This is a genomic window from Streptomonospora wellingtoniae (assembly GCF_031845375.1).
Taxonomy (GTDB): domain Bacteria; phylum Actinomycetota; class Actinomycetes; order Streptosporangiales; family Streptosporangiaceae; genus Streptomonospora; species Streptomonospora wellingtoniae.
Map to the genome: position 1 here is coordinate 37896 of NZ_JAVREK010000031.1, position 18346 is coordinate 56241.

Sequence of the window (18346 nt, forward strand, 5' to 3'; positions counted from 1 at the left end):
CCGGGTCCACCACGGGGAGGCGCAATGCAGGAACCGTCCCTCTCGCACCTGCTGCCGGTCGAGGCGATCGCCACCGGCACCGAGGCCGACGACTGGCGGGCCGCGATCCGGGCGGCCGGCGAGCTCCTGGTCTCCACCGGCGCGACCACCTCCGCCTACATCGACGAGATGCAGACGGCGGTGGACCAGTACGGGCCCTACATCGTGATCGCCCCCGGACTCGCACTGGCCCACTCCCGTCCCTCCCCCGCCGTCCTGCGCACCGGGCTCTCGTGGGTCGGGCTGGCCAAGCCGGTGGAGTTCGGGCACGGCACGAACGACCCCGTCCGGCTGGTGGTCGGGCTCGCCGCCGTCGACCACGACGGCCACTCCTCGGCGCTGTCGCGGCTCGCGCGACTGCTGGCCGATCCCGAACGGCTGGAGCGGCTGAGCGGCGCGGCGGACGCCGAGCTGATCCACAACACCATCAGCGAGTACGAATCGAGCGAAGAGACATGAAGATCCTGGCAGTCTGCGGCATGGGAATCGGCACGAGCATCCTGCTCAAGAGCAACGCCGAGAAGGCCGCGAAGGACCTGGGCCTGGACGCCGACGTCGAGGTGGCCGACATCGGCACGGCCCGCGGTGCCGCCAGCACCGCCGACGTCGTGCTGACCTCCGGCGAGCTCGCGGCCGAGCTCGGGGACATGGGCGTGCCCGTGGTCGTCGTGGACAACTTCGTCGACGGCGACGAGGTCCGCAGCAAGCTCGGCGCCGCACTCGAGCTCTAGCTCAGGGACCGCGCCGGCGCCCCGTCCCGCCCGCCGCCGCGCACTCCCGCGCCCGCGCGGCGCCCTCCGCGAGCCGCGGCCGCCGCGGTCGCCGCAGTCACCGAATGCCCCCCGATCCCAGGAGCCCCAATGGAGTGGATCGTCGCCGTCGCGCAGTTCGTCGTCAACGAGGTCCTCAGCGTGCCGGCCTACATGGTCGGCCTGATCACCGCGGTCGGCCTGATCGCCCTGCGCAGGTCGGTCGGCCAGATCGTCGGGGGAGGGCTCAAGGCGGTCCTGGGCTTCCTGCTGATCGGTGCGGGAGCCGGGATCGTCGTCGCCGCGCTGGACCCGCTGGGCCAGATGATCCAGGGCGCCGCCGGCGCCCAGGGGGTGGTCCCGACCAACGAGGCGATCGTGGCCATCGCCCAGGACCGGTTCGGCGCCCAGGTCGCCTGGATCATGATCGCGGGGTTCGCGCTGAGCCTGGTGCTGGCGCGCTTCACCCCGCTGCGCTACGTGTTCCTGACCGGCCACCACATCCTGTTCATGGCGACCCTGATGACCATGGTTCTGGCGACCACGGACCTGCCCACCTGGCTAACCGTGCTGCTGGGCGCGGTGCTGCTGGCGGTGGTGATGGTGTCACTACCGGCGCTCGCCCAGCCCTGGACGCGCCGGGTCGGCGGCGACGGCAAGATCGCCATCGGCCACTTCGGCACGCTGGGTTACGTGGCCTCGGGCGCCACCGGTCAGCTGGTCGGGCGCACCAGCCGCAGCACCGAGGACCTGAAGCTGCCCGAAGGGCTGCGGTTCCTGCGGGACTCGATGGTGGCCACCGCGCTCTCCATGGTGCTCATCTACCTCGCGGTGGCGCTGGTGTTCTGGGCACGACAGGGCACCGCCGCAGCGCTTGAGATGTTCCCGCCCGCTGAGGGCATCGACCCCACCATCGGGCACTTCCTCATGCAGGCGGCCATGCAGGGCCTGCAGTTCGGCATCGGCGTCGCAGTGATCCTCTACGGCGTGCGCACCATCCTGGGCGAGCTGGTGCCCGCCTTCCAGGGCATCGCCGACCGCGTGGTTCCGGGTGCGGTGCCGGCGCTGGACGCGCCGATCGTCTTCCCGTTCGCGCAGAACGCCGTGCTGGTGGGCTTCCTCTCCAGCTTCGCCGGCGGGCTGGCGACGCTGGCGGTGATGGCGTCGGTGATCAACCCCGCCTTCGGGCTGGCGCTGGTCCTGCCCGGCCTCGTACCGCACTTCTTCACCGGCGGCGCCGCGGGTGTCTACGGCAACGCGACCGGCGGTCGGCGCGGGGCTGTGGCGGGCGCATTCGTCAACGGCGTGCTGATCACGCTGCTGCCGGCGTTCCTGTTGGGCGTGCTGGGCGACTTCGGCACCGCCAACACCACGTTCGGTGACGCCGACTTCGGCTGGTTCGGCATCGCGATCGGCTACGCCTTCCGCGCGGGCGACGCGGGCGGTGTGGTCCTGGCGCTGCTGGTCGCGGCGGCCCTGCTCGCCGGCGGGATCTGGGTGCAGAAGCGCGCCGTCGACCGGGGCTGGGACCCCGGCGCCCGGCACGAGGCGGCACTGGCCGAGCGTGCCCGGGCGGGAACGACCGGGACGGCCGGGAAGGCGAAAGCGGACGCGGACGAGGCGCCCCGGGAGGACGGCGGGTCCGCGTCCTCGGACGAGGGCTCCCAGCCGCCCGGCCGGAGGAGCTGACTGCCGCCGCGGGCGCGGGAGCGCGCTCCCGCGCCGCAGCCGCCCGATCAGAACCGGGTCACTTCGCTGCGGGCGGAGCCAGCGCGCGCTGCAGAAGGATGAACGCGAACAGCAGCGCACCGGCGACGATCCGGGTCCACCAGGAGCTGAGGGTTCCCTCGAAGACCAGGATCGTCTGGATGGTGCCCAGCGTCAGCACACCGATCACGCTGCCCAGGACGTAGCCGAACCCCCCGGTGAGCAGGGTCCCTCCGATCACCACCGCGGCGATCGCGTCGAGCTCCATGCCGAGCCCGTGCAGGCTGTTGCCGGAGGCGATGTAGAGGGTGTACAGCACCCCGCCCAGAGCCGCGCAAAACCCGCTGATCGTATAGACCCCGACCTTCACCCGGCCCACCGCCAGGCCCATGAGCATCGCCGAGGACTCGCTTCCGCCCACCGCGTAGACGCTGCGGCCGAACCGGGAGCGGTGCAGCACGTAGGCCGCCGCGCCCGCGGCCACCAGCGCGACGACCGCGCCGACGCTCAGTGAGTTCCCGCCCGGGAGCGGGACCCGCGTCTGGGCGAGCGTGCCGAAGAGCGGGTCGGTGATCGGGATCGACTCGGTGCTGATGAGGTAGCACAGGCCGCGGGCGAAGAACATGCCGCCGAGCGTGGCGATGAAGGGCTGCACACCGTAGAAGTGGATGATGCAGCCCTGGGCGAGCCCGATGGCGGCCCCGGCCAGCAGCGCGGCCGGGATCACCAGCAGCGGGGGCCACCCCTCGCGCAGGAGCCAGGCGCAGAGCATCGCCGACAGCGCCAGCACCGACCCGGTCGACAGGTCGATGCCGCCCGCCAGGATCACGAACGTCACCCCCACGGCCAGCACTACCAGGAAGGAGTTGTTCACCAGAAGGTTGAGCGCGACCTGCGGTTCGAGGAACCCGGTGTAGCGCACGGACCCGGCGGCGAACAGCAGCACAAGCACGGTCGCGGCCATGGCCACGGGTATGAACCTGCGTCGGCCCTCCAGCACCTCCCGGGTGCGGTAGACCGCCCGCGACAGGTCGGGAAGGGTGGAAGGAGTCGTCATCGCTGCACCTCCGGTGCGCCCGGGGTCCCGGCGCTCGTCGCTGTGGGCGTCACGTCGTCTTCCTCGGTCGGCGCGGGGCCGGGACCGGTCCGCGCCCGGACGGGCCGTCGGCCGCGCCGGAACGGCGAGGCGACCTGCGCGCGGAACCGCGGCGACTGCAGCAGGCACACCAGGAACACCACGATCGCCTTGAACACCAGCGCGCTCTCCGGCGGCACTCCCATGGTGTAGACGGTCGTGGACAGCGTCTGCACGATGAGCGCACCCAGCACCGTCCCGGCGATCGAGAAGCGCCCCCCGGTGAGCAGAGTCCCCCCGATCACGACGGCGAGGATGGCGTCCAGCTCGATCCACAGCCCGGCGTTGTTGCCGTCGGCGCTGCCGGTGTTGGCGCTGATGATGACCCCGGCGAGCCCGGCGCACAGCCCGCAGAAGGTGTAGGCCGCCACGGACAGGCCGGTCGCGCGGATCCCGGCCAGGCGGCCCGCCTCGGCGTTGCCGCCGACCGCCTCGATGAGCAGACCGAGGGCGGTGCGGCGCACCAGCAGCCACATCAGCAGGACCGTGGTCGCGGCCACGATGACGGTGAACGGCACGGCGGCCAGGCTGCCCGCCGCGATCTCGCGGTAGGGTTCGCTGCGCACCGTGGTGATCTGGCCGCCGGTGATCAACTGGGCGAGACCGCGGCCGGCGACCATGAGGATGAGCGTGGCCACGATCGGCTGGATCCGCAGCACCGAGACCAGGAACCCGTTCCACAACCCCAGCAGCGCCGACGCGCCCAAGGCGACGGCGACCGCCGCCGCCGTCACCGCCGATCCCTGGCCGCCGCCGGCGGCGGCGATCGTCTCGCACGCGAGCGCACCGGCCACGGCGACCACGGCGCCCACCGACAGGTCGATGCCGCGCAACGCGATGACCAGCGTCATGCCCAGGGAGATCAGCAGCAGCGGCGTGCCGAAGTGCAGGATGTCGACGAGGCTGCCGTACAGCCGCCCGCCCTTGACGCTGATCTCGAAGAACCCCGGGGTGGCGGCCAGGTTGGCGACCAGCAGCCCCGCGAGCACCAGCAGCGGCCACGCCAGCCGCCGGGTCTGCGCCGACCTCACTGCGCACCCCCTTGCGCGATCTCGGCGAGCACGCGGTCCACGTCCAGACCGCCGTCGTCGTTGTCCAGCGCGCTGACCACCCGCCGGTCCCGCAGCACCACCACCCGGTGGCTCAGCCGCAGCACCTCCTCCAGCTCGGAGGAGACGAACAGCACCGCGGTGCCCTCCTGCGCCTGGGCCGCCACCAGGCGCTGCACCTCGGCCTTCGCCCCGACGTCGATCCCGCGGGTGGGCTCGTCGAGGATGAGCAGCCGGGGCCGCATGATCAGCCACCGTCCCAGCAGCACCTTCTGCTGGTTGCCGCCGCTGAGGGAGGCCACCGGGACGTCGGGGGCGGCGGGCCGGATGCGCAGGGCCGCGATGTAGCGTTCGACCAGCTCGGACCGCTTCCTCGCGGGCAGCGGCCGCATCCAGCCGCGGGCGGCCTGGAGGGCCAGAAGCAGGTTGTCGGCAACGGACAGCTCGGCTACCAGCCCCTCGGCCTTGCGGTCCTCCGAGCAATAGGCCAGGCCTTCGGCGATAGCCGCCCGGGGCGTGCGCAGCGGCACCGGCCGGCCGTCCACCTCCACCTCCCCGGTGTCGGGGCGGTCGGCGCCGAACAGCAGCCGCACGGCTTCGGTCCGGCCCGAGCCGAGCAGCCCCGCCAGACCCACGATCTCGCCGGGCGCCACGTCCAGGTCGTAGGGGGCGACGCCGCCCGAGCGGCCCAGGCCGCGCGCCCGCAGCAGCGTGTCCGCCCCCGCGGGCGGACCGCCGCTGCGGGCGTGCTCCTCCAACCGGTCCAGCTCACCGGCCTGCTCGCCGAGCATGTGGCCGATCAGCTCGCGCTGGCCGAGCTCCGCGGTGGCGAACTCCCCGACCAGCCGACCGTTGCGCAGCACCGTCATGCGCCCGCACAGCTCGTAGACCTGGTCGAGGAAGTGGGTCACGAAAAGGATCGCCACACCGCGCGAGCGAAGCCGCTCGACCAGGTCGAACAGGATGCGAACCTCGCCCCGATCCAGGCTGGAGGTCGGCTCGTCCAGGACGAGCACCCGGGCGTCGAGGTCGACCGCCCTGAGAATGGAGACGAGCTGCTGGACAGCGATGGGGTACTCGCCCAGGGCGCGCGTGACGTCGAGATCCAGCTCCACTCCGGCGGCCAGCTCGGCCGCCCGCCGGTTCATGCGTCGCGCCGAGATACCGAACCGCCCGCGCGGCTCGCGGCCCAGGAGGACGTTCTCCGCGACCGACAGATTCGGGCACAGGTTCACCTCCTGATAGACGGTGGCGATCCCGTGGCGTTCGGCGTCCAGCGGGCCGGCGACGGCCACGGGCCTGCCCCCGATGCGGACGCGCCCCGCATCGGGGCGGTGCACCCCGGTCAGCACCTTTATCAGGGTGGATTTCCCGGCTCCGTTCTCCCCCAGCAGCGCGTGTACCTCGCCGGGGACGAGCCGCAGGCCAGCGCCGTCCAAGGCCCGGACGCCGGGGAAATCCTTCACGATCCCGCTCATCTGCACGGCGGGCTCGGCCGTGGTGTCCACGGCCCCTCCTTCGCGTCGCGGCGTACGGTCAGTACTTGCGGTTCGGCAGCTCTTCCTCGGCCTGGTCCTGGGTGAAGACGCCTTCCTCCACCTCGACGCGCGGTTCGACCTCCTCGCCGGCGTGCACCTTCTCGACGAGGTCCATCAGCTGGGGGCCGATCAGCGGATTGCACTCCACGACGACGTTGATCTCACCGTCGGCCATCGCCTGGAACGCGTCCTTGATGCCGTCCACGGAGATGATCTTGATGTCCTCGCCGGGTTCGAGTCCGGCCGCCTCGATGGACTCGATGGCTCCCAGCGCCATGTCGTCGTTGTGGGCGTAGAGGACATCGATGTCGTCGTGGGAGCTGAGGAAGGCCTGCATGACCTCCTGGCCTCCCGAGCGGGTGAAGTCGCCGTCCTGGGAGGCGACGATCTCGAACTTGTCGTCCTCGCCGATGATCTCGGCGAAGCCCTCCTTGCGGTCGATGGCCGGCGCGGAGCCGGTGGTGCCCTGCAGTTCGACGATGTCGACGTCCTCGCCGGAGTCGGCGTACTCCTCGACCAGCCACCGGCCGGCCTTGCGGCCCTCCTCCACGAAGTCGGAGCCGAGGAAGGTCTCGTAGACCTCCTTCTGGTCGGTGTCGACCGCGCGGTCGGTCAGCACGACAGGGATGCCCGCGGTCTTCGCCTCCGCGAGGACGGTGTCCCAGCCCGACTCGACGACGGGCGAGAAGGCGATCACGTCGACGCCCTGCTGGATGAAGCTGCGGATCGCCTGGATCTGGTTCTCCTGCTGCTGCTGTGCGTCGGAGAACTTGAGCTCGAAGCCCGCCTCTTCGGCGGCCTTCTTGATGGACTCGGTGTTGGCGGTGCGCCAGCCGCTTTCGGCTCCCACCTGCGAGAAACCCAGGACGATGGTGTCATCGCCGCCCTGGCCGCCGCCTCCGCCGCCTCCGCAGGCGGTCGCCGCTACGGCGAGTGCGACGGCGGCCGCGGCCGTCGAGAGTGCCTTGTTCATCGGGGGACTCCTTCTGCGCCGTCGTCGGCCCGGAGCCGATTGTTAGCGCTAACAACTAGGGGGATTCGAGTACCCCGATTGCACCGGGGATCTCAGGAGTGGGGGTGCTGCGATAGGTCGGCACTACCGGTCTATGGCGTAGGTCACAACTGTTAGCGCTAACAGCCATGAAGTCAAGACCGGTTTACCGCTCTGAGACATTGCTGACCGGTACCGGACGCAGAGCGCCGACGGCCCCGCGCGGACCCCTGCACCGCGGGCGGTCCGCGGCGTAGCGTCGGGGTATGAGCGATGAACCAGTCCTCGTCGAGCGCGACGGCGCCGTCGCCACCATCACGATGAACCGGCCGGACCGCCGCAACGCGCTGTCCCTCGACCACATGCGCCGGCTGACCGAGGCGTTCGAGGAGGTCGGCGCCTCCGACGCGACCGGTGTGATCCTGGCCGGAAGCGGACCCGTCTTCAGCGCGGGCCACGACTTCGCCGATGTGGCCCACGCCGACCTCGACCGCGCTCGCGAGCTGCTCACCACCTGCCTGCGACTGATGCAGACGGTGCAGTCGGTGCCGCAGGTGGTGCTGGCGCGGGTGCACGGCCTGGCCACCGCGGCCGGATGCCAGTTGGTCGCCGACTGCGACCTCGCCGTGGCCGCCCAGAGCGCCGGGTTCGCCGCTCCCGGCGGCAAGGGCGGCTGGTTCTGCCACACGCCGATGGTGGCGATCTCGCGCAGCATCGGCCGCAAGCGTGCGATGGAGATGGCGCTGACCGGCGATGCGATCGACGCCGCCACCGCCGCCGAATGGGGCCTGGTCAACCAGGCGGTGCCCGACGCCGAGCTCGACAGTGCGGCCCGCGGGCTGCTGGAGCGCGCCACCCGCGGGGCGCCGCGCAGCACCGCGCTGGGCAAGCAGACCCTCTACGCCCAGTTCGACCGGCCCGAGCGCGACGCCTACACCCATGCGGTCGAGGTGATGGCCGCGAGCAGCCAGACGCCCGAGGCCCGCGAGGGTATCGCCGCCTTCCTGGACAAGCGCCCGCCGCGCTGGCCCGCGTGAGAGGACGCCGCACCGACTGCTCGGGGCGGGGGCGCGTCCTCAGCGCGGCGGCGGCCGGCCCGTGCCGCCCTCCGCCGGCGGCGCGCCCGCGGTGACCAGGTCGGCGACCGCGTCGCCCGCCGAGCCGAGGGCGCGCTCCAGCGGACCGCGGCCCAGCAGCATGCGCCACAGGGTCGCCGTAAGCAGCGCTCCGATCACGAAGACCTCCAGCCGGAACGGCGCGTCGTCCTGGAACGAGTACCCCAGCGCCGCGATCACCAGGATGTGGCCGGTGTAGACGGTCAGTGCCATGGACCCGGCGGCGGCCAGCGGGTACAGCGGCGCGGCCGCGAACTCGGCGGCGACCATGCAGGCGACCAGCACCACCAGGGCCGTGCCCACGGCGCCGGCGATCTCGAAGCCGGTGCCGCTGTGCGGCGCGGCGACCACGAGGTACCACAGCGAGTCGGTGGGCACCTGGCCGTGCAGGTCGCCGAGCTCGGCGGCGACGTCGCTGCGCAACGGCGCGCGCAGCACGGGGTCGGTGGCCGACAGGTCGACGGCGCCGCCCAGCCTGGCCTGCACCAGGCGGTCGATGCCGCCCAGCGGGTACAGCAGCAGCCAGGAGCCGCCGTAGCCGAGTAGCACCAGCCCCGCCCCGCCCGCGGCCAGGGCGGCGCGGACGCGCGGCGCCGCGAGGTCCAGCCGGCCCACGGCCATACCCGCGACGACGAAGGCCATGAAGGTGGCCGCCGGGTAGTAGCCGGTCAGCAGGAAGTCGGTGATGCCGCCGATCGAGCTGACGCGCAGCGGTGGCTCGGCCATTCGGTCGCGGACCGCGAAGGAGAGCACCGGCCCCAGCACCGCGACCGCGGCCGCGATGCACCAGAGCGCCGGGGCGCGCAGGCGCAGCAGCGGCAGCGCGAGCAGGAAGAACCCGCCGTAGTAGGTGAGGATGACCGCGATCGGCGCGCCGGTGAGGTCCAGCAGCATCCCGAGCAGTGCGAGCACCAGGGCGCGGACCAGGATGCGGGCGCGCGCCCGCTGTAGGGCCGTGCCGTCGGCGGGGCGGGTGCGTCCGGTCATCAGCGCCAGCGAGACCCCGGCGAGGAACGCGAACAGCGCGGAGGAGCGGCCCCGGGTGAGCTGGTGGAGCGCCTCGGCGGCGGACTCCCCGAAGGCGTCCCCGCCGAAGACGCCGATGGAGCCGACGCCGAGGTGGACGGTGAACATGCCGAACACCGCGAGCGCGCGTGCGACGTCGATGCCGACGATCCGCCCGCCCCGGGCGTCGCGGGCGCCTTGGGCCCCGCGTTGGGGAATCTGCTGCGACACGCGCCCAGACTAGGCCGTGTTCGGCGGGTCAGTCCCCTCGCGTCCGCCCGCCCGGCCGTCCGCCCGCGGGGCGCGGCCCGGACCCGGGCCCGTGTCGTGCGCCGCCGCCGCTCAGCTGCCGCCGCGGCCGTCGTCGGCCAGCCGGGTGAAGTGGTCCAGGGCCTGCGGGTTGGCCAGCGAGTCGCGGCTGGCGACCTTTTCGGCGCTCTCGCCCATCAGGATGCGCTTGACCGGGACCTCCAGCAGCTTGCCGGACAGGGTGCGCGGCACCTCGCCCACGGCCCGCACCGCGTCGGGGACGTGGCGGGGCGAGCAGTCCTCGCGGATGCGCCGCGCCAGGCGCGCGGTGAGGCCGTCGTCCAGGGCCGCGCCCTCGCGCACGACCACGAACAGCTCGATGCGCGAGGCGCCGTCCTTCTGGGGCACGTCGACGACGAGCGCGTCGGTGACCTCCTCCAGCGCCAGCACCGCGCGGTAGATCTCACTGGTGCCCATGCGGATTCCGCCGCGGTTGATGGTGGAGTCGGAGCGGCCGTAGATGACCGCCGTGCCGCGCTCGGTGACCTCGATCCAGTCGCCGTGGCGCCACACGCCGGGGTACACGGAGAAGTAGCTCTCGCGCAGCCGCTCGCCGCCGGGGTCGTTCCAGAAGCGGACCGGCATGGAAGGCGCCGGCCGGGTCACGACGAGCTCGCCGACCTCGCCGATCAGCTCGTTGCCGTCAGGGTCCCATGCGGCCACGGCCATGCCCAGCGACCGGGCCTGGATCTCGCCCTCGTACACGGGCAGGGTGGGGACGCCCCCGACCAGGCAGCTGCAGATGTCGGTGCCGCCGCTCGTGGAGAACAGCCACAGGTCCCGGCCGAGCTCGCGGTAGCACCAGTCGAACCCCTCGGGGCTCAGCGGGGAGCCGGTGGAGCCGACGGCGTGCAGCCGCGACAGGTCGCGCCCTTCGGCGGGGCGGACGCCCTCCTTCATGCAGGAGGTCAGGAAGCCGGCGCTGGTGCCGAACACCGTGACCTCGGCGCGGTCGGCCAGGTCCCACAGCGCACCCAGGTCCGGGTGTCCGGGGCTGCCGTCGTAGAGGACGATGGAGGCGTCGGTCAGCAGGACGCTGACCAGGAAGTTCCACATCATCCAGCCGGTGGTGGTGTACCAGAACACGCGGTCGCCGGCCTGAGCGTCCAGGTGCAGGTTGAGGTTCTTCAGCTGCTCCAGCAGGATGCCGCCGTGGCCGTGCACGATCGCCTTGGGCAGGCCGGTGGTGCCCGAGGAGTACAGCACCCACAGCGGGTGGTCGAAGGGCACCTCCGCGAAGGCGAGATCGGCGCCTGCGCCCGCCGACTCCAGCTCCTCCCAGGAAAGCGCGCCCTCGACGGGGACGTCGCGCAGGTAGTTCAGCACCACGGTGTGCTCGACGGTGGGCAACTGCTCGCGCAGTTCGGCCAGCACGCCGGTGCGGTCGAAGTCCTTGCCGCCGTAGCGGTAGCCGTCGACGGCCAGCAGCACCTTCGGCTCGATCTGGGCGAAGCGGTCGACGACGCTCCGCACCCCGAAGTCGGGCGAGCACGAGGACCAGACGGCGCCGATGCAGGCGCAGGCGTAGAACGCGGCGACGGTCTCGGCGATGTTGGGCAGGTAGCCCACGACGCGGTCGCCGGGCCGCACGCCCAGGTGGCGCAGCCCTTGCGCGATGGAGGCGGTCCGGGCGCGCAGCTCGCCCCAGGTCCACTCCCCCAGCATGCGCAGCTCGGAGGCGTGCCGGATGGCCACGGCACCGTCGTCGCGGCCGGAGAAGATGTGGCGGGCGTAGTTCAGCCGCGCGCCGGGGAACCAGTCGGCACCGGGCATGGAGGCGTCGGCGAGGACCTGCTCGTAGGGGGTCTCGGCGCTGACGCCGTAGTACTCCCAGACGGCCGACCAGAAGCCGTCGAGATCGGTGACCGACCACCGCCACAGTGCGTCGTAGTCGGCCGCCTCGACGCCGCGGTGCTCGCGCACCCACCGGGTGAAGGGCGTGAGGTTCGCACGCTCGATCCGGTTCTCGTCCGGCTTCCACAGCATGGGCGGCGCTGTCGGCATGTCCGGCTTCCTCCTTCGTGCGGTACGCCGGAGCGCGGGTCCGGCCGGCGGGTGTGGCGCCGACCATCATCTAACAACAGACGCCGCAGGTGACACGCGGGCGGGGTGGTGGGGGCGTCGCACACCGTCCGCCCAGCCGGGGTGTGAGCGAGGCGGCCGCGGCGGCGGAGAACGCGCGGGGGCACAGCCGCGCCGCCCCTTCGGGCAGTGCGCCCAGCAGCGGCAGCCCGGATGCCTCCGGCAGGTCGGCTATGTTGCAGCGGGCGGCGAGGCCCGGCCGGGCGGGCCAGCTGCCGATCACGGTGCCGAGGCAGGTCAGACCGCGGGCGGCGAGCGCCTCGGCGGCAGCCGCGGTGTCGTTGAGGGTGCCCAGCCCCGCGCGGGTCACGAGCAGCACCGGTGCGCCCAGCTCGGCAGCGACGTCGGCGAGGGTGTCGCCGTTCCCGTGCAGCCGCACCAGCGGTCCTCCGGCGCCCTCGACGAGTACGAGAGCGTGCTCGCGGGCGAGCGCCCGCGCGGCGCGTGCCGCCTCGACGGCGCGCACGCCCGCGCGGCCGGCGCGGCGGGCCGCGGTGGCGGGGGCCAGCGGATCGGGGTAGCGGGCCAGCTCGCACACCGCGGTGCCGGGTGCCAGGTGCGCCACCGCGTCGGCGTCGCCCGCCTCGCCGGGCGCGGCGCCGGTCTGGGCGGGCTTGAGCGCCGCGGCCCGGTCAGGGTGCAGCGCGGCGACGGCCGCGGTGACGGCGGTCTTACCCACGCCCGTTCCGGTTCCGGCGACGACGAGGATCACCGCCGCCCCTCTGCGGTGCAGGCCCGGGCGGCGGCGAGCACGCCCTCGGCGACGCGTGCGGTTTCGTCGGGGCCGCAGACGTAGGGCGGCATGGTATAGACCATGTCGCGGAAGGGCCGCAGCCAGACGCCGGTGCGGAGTGCGGCGGCCGTGGCGGCGCGGGTGTCGACGGGCCGGTCGAGCTGGACGACGCCGATGGCGCCGAGTACGCGGACGTCGGCGACACCGGGCAGAGCCCGCGCCGGGGCGAGTCCGGCCTCCAGTTCGCGCGCGATGCACGCGACGCGGGCGCGCCAGTCGCCGCCGCTGAGCAGGCCGATCGAGGCGGCGGCGACCGCGCAGGCCAGCGGGTTCGCCATGAAGGTGGGCCCGTGCGCCAGGACCGGGACCTCGCCGCGGCCGATGCCCTCGGCCACCTCCGCGGTGCACAGGGTGGCCGCCAGGGTCAGATAGCCGCCGGTCAGCGCCTTGCCCAGACACATGACGTCGGGGGCGACACCGGCGTGATCGGCGGCGAACAGCTCGCCGGTGCGGCCGAACCCGGTGGCGATCTCGTCGAAGACCAGCAGGACGCCGTGGCGCTCGGTGATGCGGCGCAGTTCGGCGAGATAGCCGGGGCTGTGGAAGCGCATGCCGCCGGCTCCCTGGACGACCGGTTCGACGATGACGGCGGCCAGCTCGTCGGCGTGCTCGGCGACCAGTGCGTCGAGGTGAGCAGTGTAGGCGGGGTCGGGTCCGGCAGCGAACCCCGGCGGCGGCTGCTCGGCGAAGATCTGGCGGGGCAGCACGTCCCCCCACAACGCGTGCATGCCGCCGTCGGGGTCGCACACCGACATGGCGTGGAAGGTGTCGCCGTGGTAGCCGCCGCGCCAGGTGAGCACGCGCCGTTTGGCCGGCAGCCCCGCCGAGCGCCAGTACTGCAGGCACATCTTCAGCGCCACCTCCACCGACACGGAGCCGGAGTCGGCCAGGAAGACGTGCCGGAGCGGCTCGGGGGTGATCTCGACCAGAGCGGCGGCGAGCCGGGCCGCGGGTTCGTGGGTGAGCCCGCCGAACATGACGTGGCTGAAGGAGCCGGCCTGGGCGCGCAGCGCCTCGTCCAGGACGAGGTGGGCGTAGCCGTGGATCGCCGACCACCACGACGACATGCCGTCCACCACGTCGTGCTCGGCGCCGCCGTCCGGGTCGGCCAGCCGCAGCCGCGCGCCCGATGCGCCCAGGACGACGCGGGGCGCGTCGTCGGACCCGTTCGCGGAGATCGCAGAGTAGGGGTGCCACACGTGCTCGCGGTCGACCCGTTCGACCCAGTCGACTCCTGCGGCGGTCGCGGACGGGGGCACGGCGGGTGCCCGGAAGGCGTCGGTCATACCGGGCCATGCTGCCGATCGGGCCCGGCCACCGCCAATGGCGCTCCGCCCAGATTCCTGCGGCGGTTCCTTGTGGGTTTCCGCAGGTGCCGCGGCCGGACGGGCGTGTGACATTGGCCGTGGCCCCGGTCGGGGCCCGGCAGCCGGCCGGGCCCGTACTCCTGAAGCGCACTCCTGCTTCGCGGTGTTCGCTTCACGCGACCCGGCCGCCGCGCCGACGGCGTCGCGGCTGCCGGGCGCCGCAGCTGGTCCCTCGCCCCCGCAACGGAGCGGGCCTTGCCCGGCCCCCGCCGACCCGGGGACGGGCAGGGACCCCGGACACCGACGACGAGGACGGCATGGGCGACCACGATCCCTTCGAGCGGCTCGGCGCCGCCGCGGCCGAGCGCGCCGCAGCGGGACTGGCCCGGCGGCTGCGCCCGCGCGGCCCCGACACCGCGCCCGGCGCAGTGGACCTCGCCGGCAACGACTACCTCGGCTTCGCGCGCCACCCGGCCGTGACCGGGGCCGCGGCCGCCGCCGCACGGCGCTGGGGTGCGGGCGCCACCGGATCGCGCCTGGTCAGCGGCGACACGCTGCTGCACCGCGAACTGGAGGAGGAACTGGCGGACTTCTACGGGGCCGAGGCGGCCCTGGTGTTCTCCTCGGGCTACACCGCAAACCTGGGCCTGGTCACGGCGGTGGCCGACGGATCGGCGGCGCTGGTGTGCGACCGCGGCAACCACGCCTCACTCATCGACGCCGCGCGCCTGGCCAAGGCGGCGGGCGCGCAGGTCCTGCTGTTCGACCACGGCGACGGCGGCGCCGCGCGGGCGGCGCTGGCCGACTGCGGGCGGGAGCACCGGACGCTGCTCAGCGACACGGTGTTCTCCGTGGACGGCGACCTGAGCGACGTCGCCGGACTGGCGCGCGCCTGCGCCGAGAACGGCGCCGCGCTGCTTCTCGACGACGCGCACGGTCTCGGGGTGGTCGGCGAGGGCGGAACCGGTGCGCTGAGCGCCGCCGGGCTGCGCGGGGCGCCGGGAGTCGCGGCGGCGGCGACGCTGTCCAAGGCGCTGGGCGCCCAGGGCGGCGCGGTGCTGGGGCCGCGCACCCTCATCCGGCACCTCGTCGAGACCGCGCGCACCTTCGTCTTCGACACCGGTCTCGCCCCGCCCGCCGCGGGCGCCGCGCTGGCGGCGCTGCGGCTGCTGCGTGGCGACCCCCGGCGCCCGCGCCGGCTGCGCGAGACTGCGCGGCGGCTGTCGGCGGAGCTGCGGGCGGCCGGGCTGGCCGCGACGGTGCCGGACGCGGCCGTGGTGTCGGTGCTCGCCGGCTCCCGCGAGGAGGCGGTCTCGTGGGCCGGTCGGTGCCGCGCGGCGGGCGTGGAGGTGGGCTGCTTCCGGCCGCCGTCGGTGCCCGACGGCCGGGCCCGGCTGCGGCTGACAGCGCGCGCCGACCTCACCGGGGAGCAGGTGGACCGCGCGCTGGAAGCGGTGGTGGCGGCCCGTCCCCGCGGTGCGCCCGCGGCGGGACCGGTCGGCGGCCTCCGCTGAGGCCGCCGGCCGCGCGGGTAGCCTTCGTGCAGTGGACGCCGGTCCGCGGCGCCGGGCGCGCAGGGCTCCGGCCGCGGACGCAAGCGCCGGGAACGGGAGGCAGAAGGAGCGGTGCGCATCCCCGAGATCAGCCGTCGCACACGGATCATCTGCGCGACGGCGGCCGCACTCGTGCTGGCGTGCGTCGCGGTTCTGGTGGTTCCGGTCACCCGCGAGGGCCTGCGGGACGCCTGGTGCGAGGCGACCGGCCAGGGCTGCACCCGGCTGGAGGACCCGCGGCGCGACGAAGACGGCGCCTCGGGTTGGCGCCAGCGCCTCACGCCGGAGGAGGCCGCCTCGTGGGGCAACTACATCGCACTGGGCGACTCCTACTCCTCAGGCGAGGGCGCAGGCGACTACGCGCCGGGCACGGCCGGCGAGGACGGCTGCCGGCGCTCGGCCAACGCCTACCCCCGGCGCGTGGCCGACTCCTTCGACGTGGCGGGGAACCTGGGGTTCTTCGCCTGCAGCCGCCAAAGGGGCGCCTCGATGCTGGAGTCGGTGGGCGAACGCGACTCCCAGATCGGGCGGGTGACCGCGCACACCTCGCTGGTCACCATCGGCATCGGCGGCAACGACCTCGGTTTCACCAGCGTGCTGCGGGCGTGCATGGTGCGGGTCCCGCTGATGGAGTCCACCGCCTGCCGCGACCAGGAGGAGGAGATCGAGAAGCGGATGCGCGTGTTCGACGACACCCTGGAGGACATCGTCGGCGAGATCCGCGAGCGGGCCCCCGACGCGCGCATCCTGGTCGTGGGCTATCCGCGGCTCTTCCCCACCGACCCCTCGGGCATGTACTACACCCTGGCCCCCGACGACCAGGAATGGCTCAACGGCAAGCTCAAGGAGTTCAGCACCCGCGTGCGGGAGAAGGCCGCCGGGCTGGACTCGGAGATCGTGGAGGACCGCCAGACCGGCAGCGTGGAGTACGTGCGCATGTTCGACGCGCTCAAGGGCCACGAGGTGGGCGCCGAGGAGCCCTGGCTGAACGGCGTCCTGCTGGGCGGGTTCGCCCAGGGCGTCCAGGTCGACCACGGCACCTTCCACCCCAACGCGCGCGGGCACCGCGCCTTCACCAAGCGGATCCTGCGCCAGCTGGAGGAAGGGCCGGACCGTGCGCTGTACGCGGCGCAGGCGACCCTGGACAGCGCGGGGCCGGAGGTCCTGGCGGGAGAGCTGGACTGAGCCCGCCGGTGCGGCGCCCGGCCCCGCGCGAAGCCGGGCCGGACTGGTCCAGGCGGGGCGGGGCTTCCCGCCGGCCGTGCGGCCGGCGGGAAGCCCCGGACGGGAGAGTCTGCTGCGCCGCGCGGGGCGGCGGCCGGTTCAGGCCCCCAGCTCGGTCAGCACCGCCGCGATCTGGTCGAGTCCCCAGTCGAGGTCGTCCTCGGAGACCACGAGCGGAGGCGAGAGCCGGATCGTGGAGCCGTGGGTGTCCTTGACCAGGACCCCCCGCTCGGCCAGCAGCTCGCACATCCGCCGGCCGGTGGCCAGCTCCGGTGACACGTCGATGCCCGCCCACAGGCCGATGCAGCGGGTGGAGACGGCGCCGCGGCCCTCGAACTCCTTCAGCCGGGTGCGCAGCAGCTCGCCCAGCCGCCGCGCGTTGTCCAGGTAGGGGCCGTCGCGCAGCATGCGCACGACGGTGCTGCCGAGGGCGCAGGCCATGGGGTTGCCGCCGAAGGTGCTGCCGTGCTGGCCGGGTTTGACGACCCCCAGCACGTCCTCGTCGGCGACCATCGCCGAAACCGGCAGGATGCCACCGCCCAGCGCCTTGCCGAACAGGTAGGCGTCGGGCACGACTCCCGTGTGCTCGCAGGCCCGCACGGTCCCGGTGCGGCCCAGGCCCGACTGGACCTCGTCGGCGATCAGCAGCACCCGGTGCCGGTCGCACAGCTCGCGCAGCCGTGGCAGGTAGTCGGGCGGGGGGACGATCACACCGGCCTCGCCCTGCACGGGCTCGACCAGGATCGCCGCGGTGGTGGAGTCGACCGCCTCGGCGGCCGCGTCGGCGTCGCCGTAAGGCACGCTGCGGAACCCGGGGGTGTAGGGACCGTAGCCGCCGTAGGCGTCGGGGTCGTCGGAGAAGGAGACGATGGTCGTGGTGCGGCCGTGGAAGTTGCCGCCGGCGACGACGATCGTGGCCTGGTCTGCAGGGACGCCCTTGACGTCGTAGGCCCAGCGGCGTGACACCTTGACGGCGGTCTCCACCGCTTCGGCGCCGGAGTTCATCGGCAGCACCCGGCCCTTGCCGGCGAGGCCCGCCAGCGCGGCGACGAAGGGCGCGAACCGGTCGTGGTAGAAGGCGCGGCTGGTCAGCGTGACGCGTTCGAGCTGCTGCCGGGCCGCGGCGACGAGCTCGGGGTTGCGGTGTCCGAAGTTCACGGCCGAGTAGCCGGCCAGGCAGTCGAGGTAGCGGCGCCCCTCGACGTCGGTCACCCACGCGCCGTCGCCTTCTGCGACGACGACGGGCAGGGGGGCGTAGTTGTGTGCGGAATGGGTCTCGGCCAGCCTGATGTGTTCGGCGGTCGAGTAGGCGGTTCCGGCGGGGTCGCCACCGGTCTCCTGCGGTCCCAGAGCGCGGGTCTCGCTCATCCAGGTTCCTCCGATCACCCTTGATCGATTGCCGCTCAGTGGATACCCGTTCGCCGTCGGGGCGAAGCGCCCGATCCGGTACGCCTGAGCCGCCGGTGGCCGCTGGTGCGCGGCCGGTGCGCGGCCGGTGCCGCCGCGGCCCGAACCCCGTTGATCTTGTAGCCACCGTAAAGGAAAGCGATTTCCGTTAACGATGGCTACAAGATCGGTGCTGTGCCGGGCAGGCGCAACAATGCTCCCGTCACCGATCTAGCCCCAATGCCGTGTAGTTAAGGGCTCCGGCGGCGGCGTCAAGGACTTGATACGGCCATGATGTTGATACTGATCGTGGCCTTGTAGCTGGTCCGATCGACGGCGCCCTTGGCGTTGTACTTGGAGATCG

15 protein-coding genes are annotated in these 18346 nt (G+C 73.4%); 6 read left to right on the top strand and 9 right to left on the bottom strand.

What is annotated here, in order from left to right; genetic code table 11:
• Window positions 1-24: 24 nt before the first annotated feature.
• The 3 genes from RM446_RS22455 (at window position 25) to RM446_RS22465 (ending at window position 2477) form a co-directional block, all read left to right on the top strand.
• On the top strand, window positions 25-498 hold the full coding sequence (locus RM446_RS22455) for a PTS sugar transporter subunit IIA (protein ID WP_311547400.1): 474 nt from the start codon (window positions 25-27) through the stop codon (window positions 496-498).
• Window positions 495-770 carry a PTS sugar transporter subunit IIB gene (locus tag RM446_RS22460; RefSeq protein ID WP_311547401.1) on the top strand — a complete coding sequence of 92 codons (276 nt, stop codon included), beginning with the start codon at window positions 495-497 and terminating at the stop codon, window positions 768-770. The genes RM446_RS22455 and RM446_RS22460 overlap by 4 nt, the downstream gene beginning before the upstream one ends.
• A gap of 129 nt (window positions 771-899) precedes the next feature.
• Window positions 900-2477 (top strand): PTS ascorbate transporter subunit IIC, encoded by a 1578-nt coding sequence (locus RM446_RS22465; protein WP_311547402.1) that lies wholly within the window; start codon window positions 900-902, stop codon window positions 2475-2477.
• Window positions 2478-2535: 58 nt separating this feature from the next.
• Here the strand turns inward: RM446_RS22465 and yjfF are convergent, their stop codons facing one another.
• From yjfF to RM446_RS22485, 4 genes are read right to left on the bottom strand one after another with little or no spacing between them, the layout of a single operon-like run.
• Window positions 2536-3552, bottom strand: coding sequence for a galactofuranose ABC transporter, permease protein YjfF (gene yjfF, locus RM446_RS22470; RefSeq protein WP_311547403.1), 1017 nt, complete (start codon window positions 3550-3552; stop codon window positions 2536-2538).
• Window positions 3549-4661: an ABC transporter permease gene (locus tag RM446_RS22475; RefSeq protein WP_311547404.1), complete on the bottom strand. Its 1113-nt coding sequence runs from the start codon at window positions 4659-4661 to the stop codon at window positions 3549-3551. The genes yjfF and RM446_RS22475 overlap by 4 nt, the downstream gene beginning before the upstream one ends.
• Window positions 4658-6187 (bottom strand): sugar ABC transporter ATP-binding protein, encoded by a 1530-nt coding sequence (locus RM446_RS22480; RefSeq protein WP_311547405.1) that lies wholly within the window; start codon window positions 6185-6187, stop codon window positions 4658-4660. Before RM446_RS22480 ends, RM446_RS22475 begins: the two co-directional genes overlap by 4 nt.
• A 28-nt stretch (window positions 6188-6215) precedes the next feature.
• Window positions 6216-7190 (bottom strand): ABC transporter substrate-binding protein, encoded by a 975-nt coding sequence (locus RM446_RS22485; protein WP_311547406.1) that lies wholly within the window; start codon window positions 7188-7190, stop codon window positions 6216-6218.
• Between the two features lie 284 nt (window positions 7191-7474).
• On the opposite strand from RM446_RS22485, the gene RM446_RS22490 reads away from it, so the two are divergent.
• Complete coding sequence (locus RM446_RS22490; RefSeq protein ID WP_311547407.1) at window positions 7475-8245, top strand: enoyl-CoA hydratase-related protein; 771 nt, start codon at window positions 7475-7477, stop codon at window positions 8243-8245.
• Between the two features lie 39 nt (window positions 8246-8284).
• Here the strand turns inward: RM446_RS22490 and RM446_RS22495 are convergent, their stop codons facing one another.
• The 4 genes from RM446_RS22495 to RM446_RS22510 form a co-directional block, all read right to left on the bottom strand.
• Window positions 8285-9559 (bottom strand): heparan-alpha-glucosaminide N-acetyltransferase domain-containing protein, encoded by a 1275-nt coding sequence (locus RM446_RS22495; protein ID WP_311547408.1) that lies wholly within the window; start codon window positions 9557-9559, stop codon window positions 8285-8287.
• Between the two features lie 111 nt (window positions 9560-9670).
• The gene (locus RM446_RS22500; protein ID WP_311547416.1) at window positions 9671-11623 is read right to left on the bottom strand and encodes an acetoacetate--CoA ligase; all 1953 of its coding nucleotides are present in this window, start codon (window positions 11621-11623) and stop codon (window positions 9671-9673) included.
• 88 nt (window positions 11624-11711) lie between these two features.
• Window positions 11712-12428: an ATP-dependent dethiobiotin synthetase BioD gene (gene bioD / locus RM446_RS22505; RefSeq protein ID WP_311547417.1), complete on the bottom strand. Its 717-nt coding sequence runs from the start codon at window positions 12426-12428 to the stop codon at window positions 11712-11714.
• Entirely contained in the window at window positions 12428-13798 is a 1371-nt protein-coding gene (locus RM446_RS22510; protein WP_311547409.1) for an adenosylmethionine--8-amino-7-oxononanoate transaminase, read from the bottom strand. The genes bioD and RM446_RS22510 overlap by 1 nt, the downstream gene beginning before the upstream one ends.
• A gap of 338 nt (window positions 13799-14136) precedes the next feature.
• Between RM446_RS22510 and RM446_RS22515 the strand changes: the two genes are divergently transcribed.
• Both RM446_RS22515 and RM446_RS22520 read left to right on the top strand, forming a co-directional pair.
• Complete coding sequence (locus RM446_RS22515; protein ID WP_311547410.1) at window positions 14137-15333, top strand: aminotransferase class I/II-fold pyridoxal phosphate-dependent enzyme; 1197 nt, start codon at window positions 14137-14139, stop codon at window positions 15331-15333.
• Between the two features lie 111 nt (window positions 15334-15444).
• A complete protein-coding gene (locus RM446_RS22520) occupies window positions 15445-16557 on the top strand; it encodes an SGNH/GDSL hydrolase family protein (protein WP_311547411.1) in 1113 nt (370 codons plus the stop codon).
• 138 nt (window positions 16558-16695) lie between these two features.
• Here the strand turns inward: RM446_RS22520 and rocD are convergent, their stop codons facing one another.
• Complete coding sequence (gene rocD / locus RM446_RS22525; protein ID WP_311547412.1) at window positions 16696-17964, bottom strand: ornithine--oxo-acid transaminase; 1269 nt, start codon at window positions 17962-17964, stop codon at window positions 16696-16698.
• Window positions 17965-18346: the final 382 nt, after the last annotated feature.

What these genes read in the sequence shown, in the direction of transcription:
- RM446_RS22515 (WP_311547410.1), top strand. Translation starts at nt 14,137, where the DNA reads ATGGGCGACCACGATCCCTTCGAGCGGCTCGGCGCCGCCGCGGCCGAG.
- rocD (WP_311547412.1), bottom strand. Translation starts at nt 17,964, where the DNA reads ATGAGCGAGACCCGCGCTCTGGGACCGCAGGAGACCGGTGGCGACCCC.
- RM446_RS22465 (WP_311547402.1), top strand. Translation starts at nt 900, where the DNA reads ATGGAGTGGATCGTCGCCGTCGCGCAGTTCGTCGTCAACGAGGTCCTC.
- RM446_RS22490 (WP_311547407.1), top strand. Translation starts at nt 7,475, where the DNA reads ATGAGCGATGAACCAGTCCTCGTCGAGCGCGACGGCGCCGTCGCCACC.
- yjfF (WP_311547403.1), bottom strand. Translation starts at nt 3,552, where the DNA reads ATGACGACTCCTTCCACCCTTCCCGACCTGTCGCGGGCGGTCTACCGC.
- RM446_RS22510 (WP_311547409.1), bottom strand. Translation starts at nt 13,798, where the DNA reads ATGACCGACGCCTTCCGGGCACCCGCCGTGCCCCCGTCCGCGACCGCC.
- RM446_RS22485 (WP_311547406.1), bottom strand. Translation starts at nt 7,190, where the DNA reads ATGAACAAGGCACTCTCGACGGCCGCGGCCGCCGTCGCACTCGCCGTA.
- RM446_RS22455 (WP_311547400.1), top strand. Translation starts at nt 25, where the DNA reads ATGCAGGAACCGTCCCTCTCGCACCTGCTGCCGGTCGAGGCGATCGCC.
- RM446_RS22500 (WP_311547416.1), bottom strand. Translation starts at nt 11,623, where the DNA reads ATGCTGTGGAAGCCGGACGAGAACCGGATCGAGCGTGCGAACCTCACG.
- RM446_RS22460 (WP_311547401.1), top strand. Translation starts at nt 495, where the DNA reads ATGAAGATCCTGGCAGTCTGCGGCATGGGAATCGGCACGAGCATCCTG.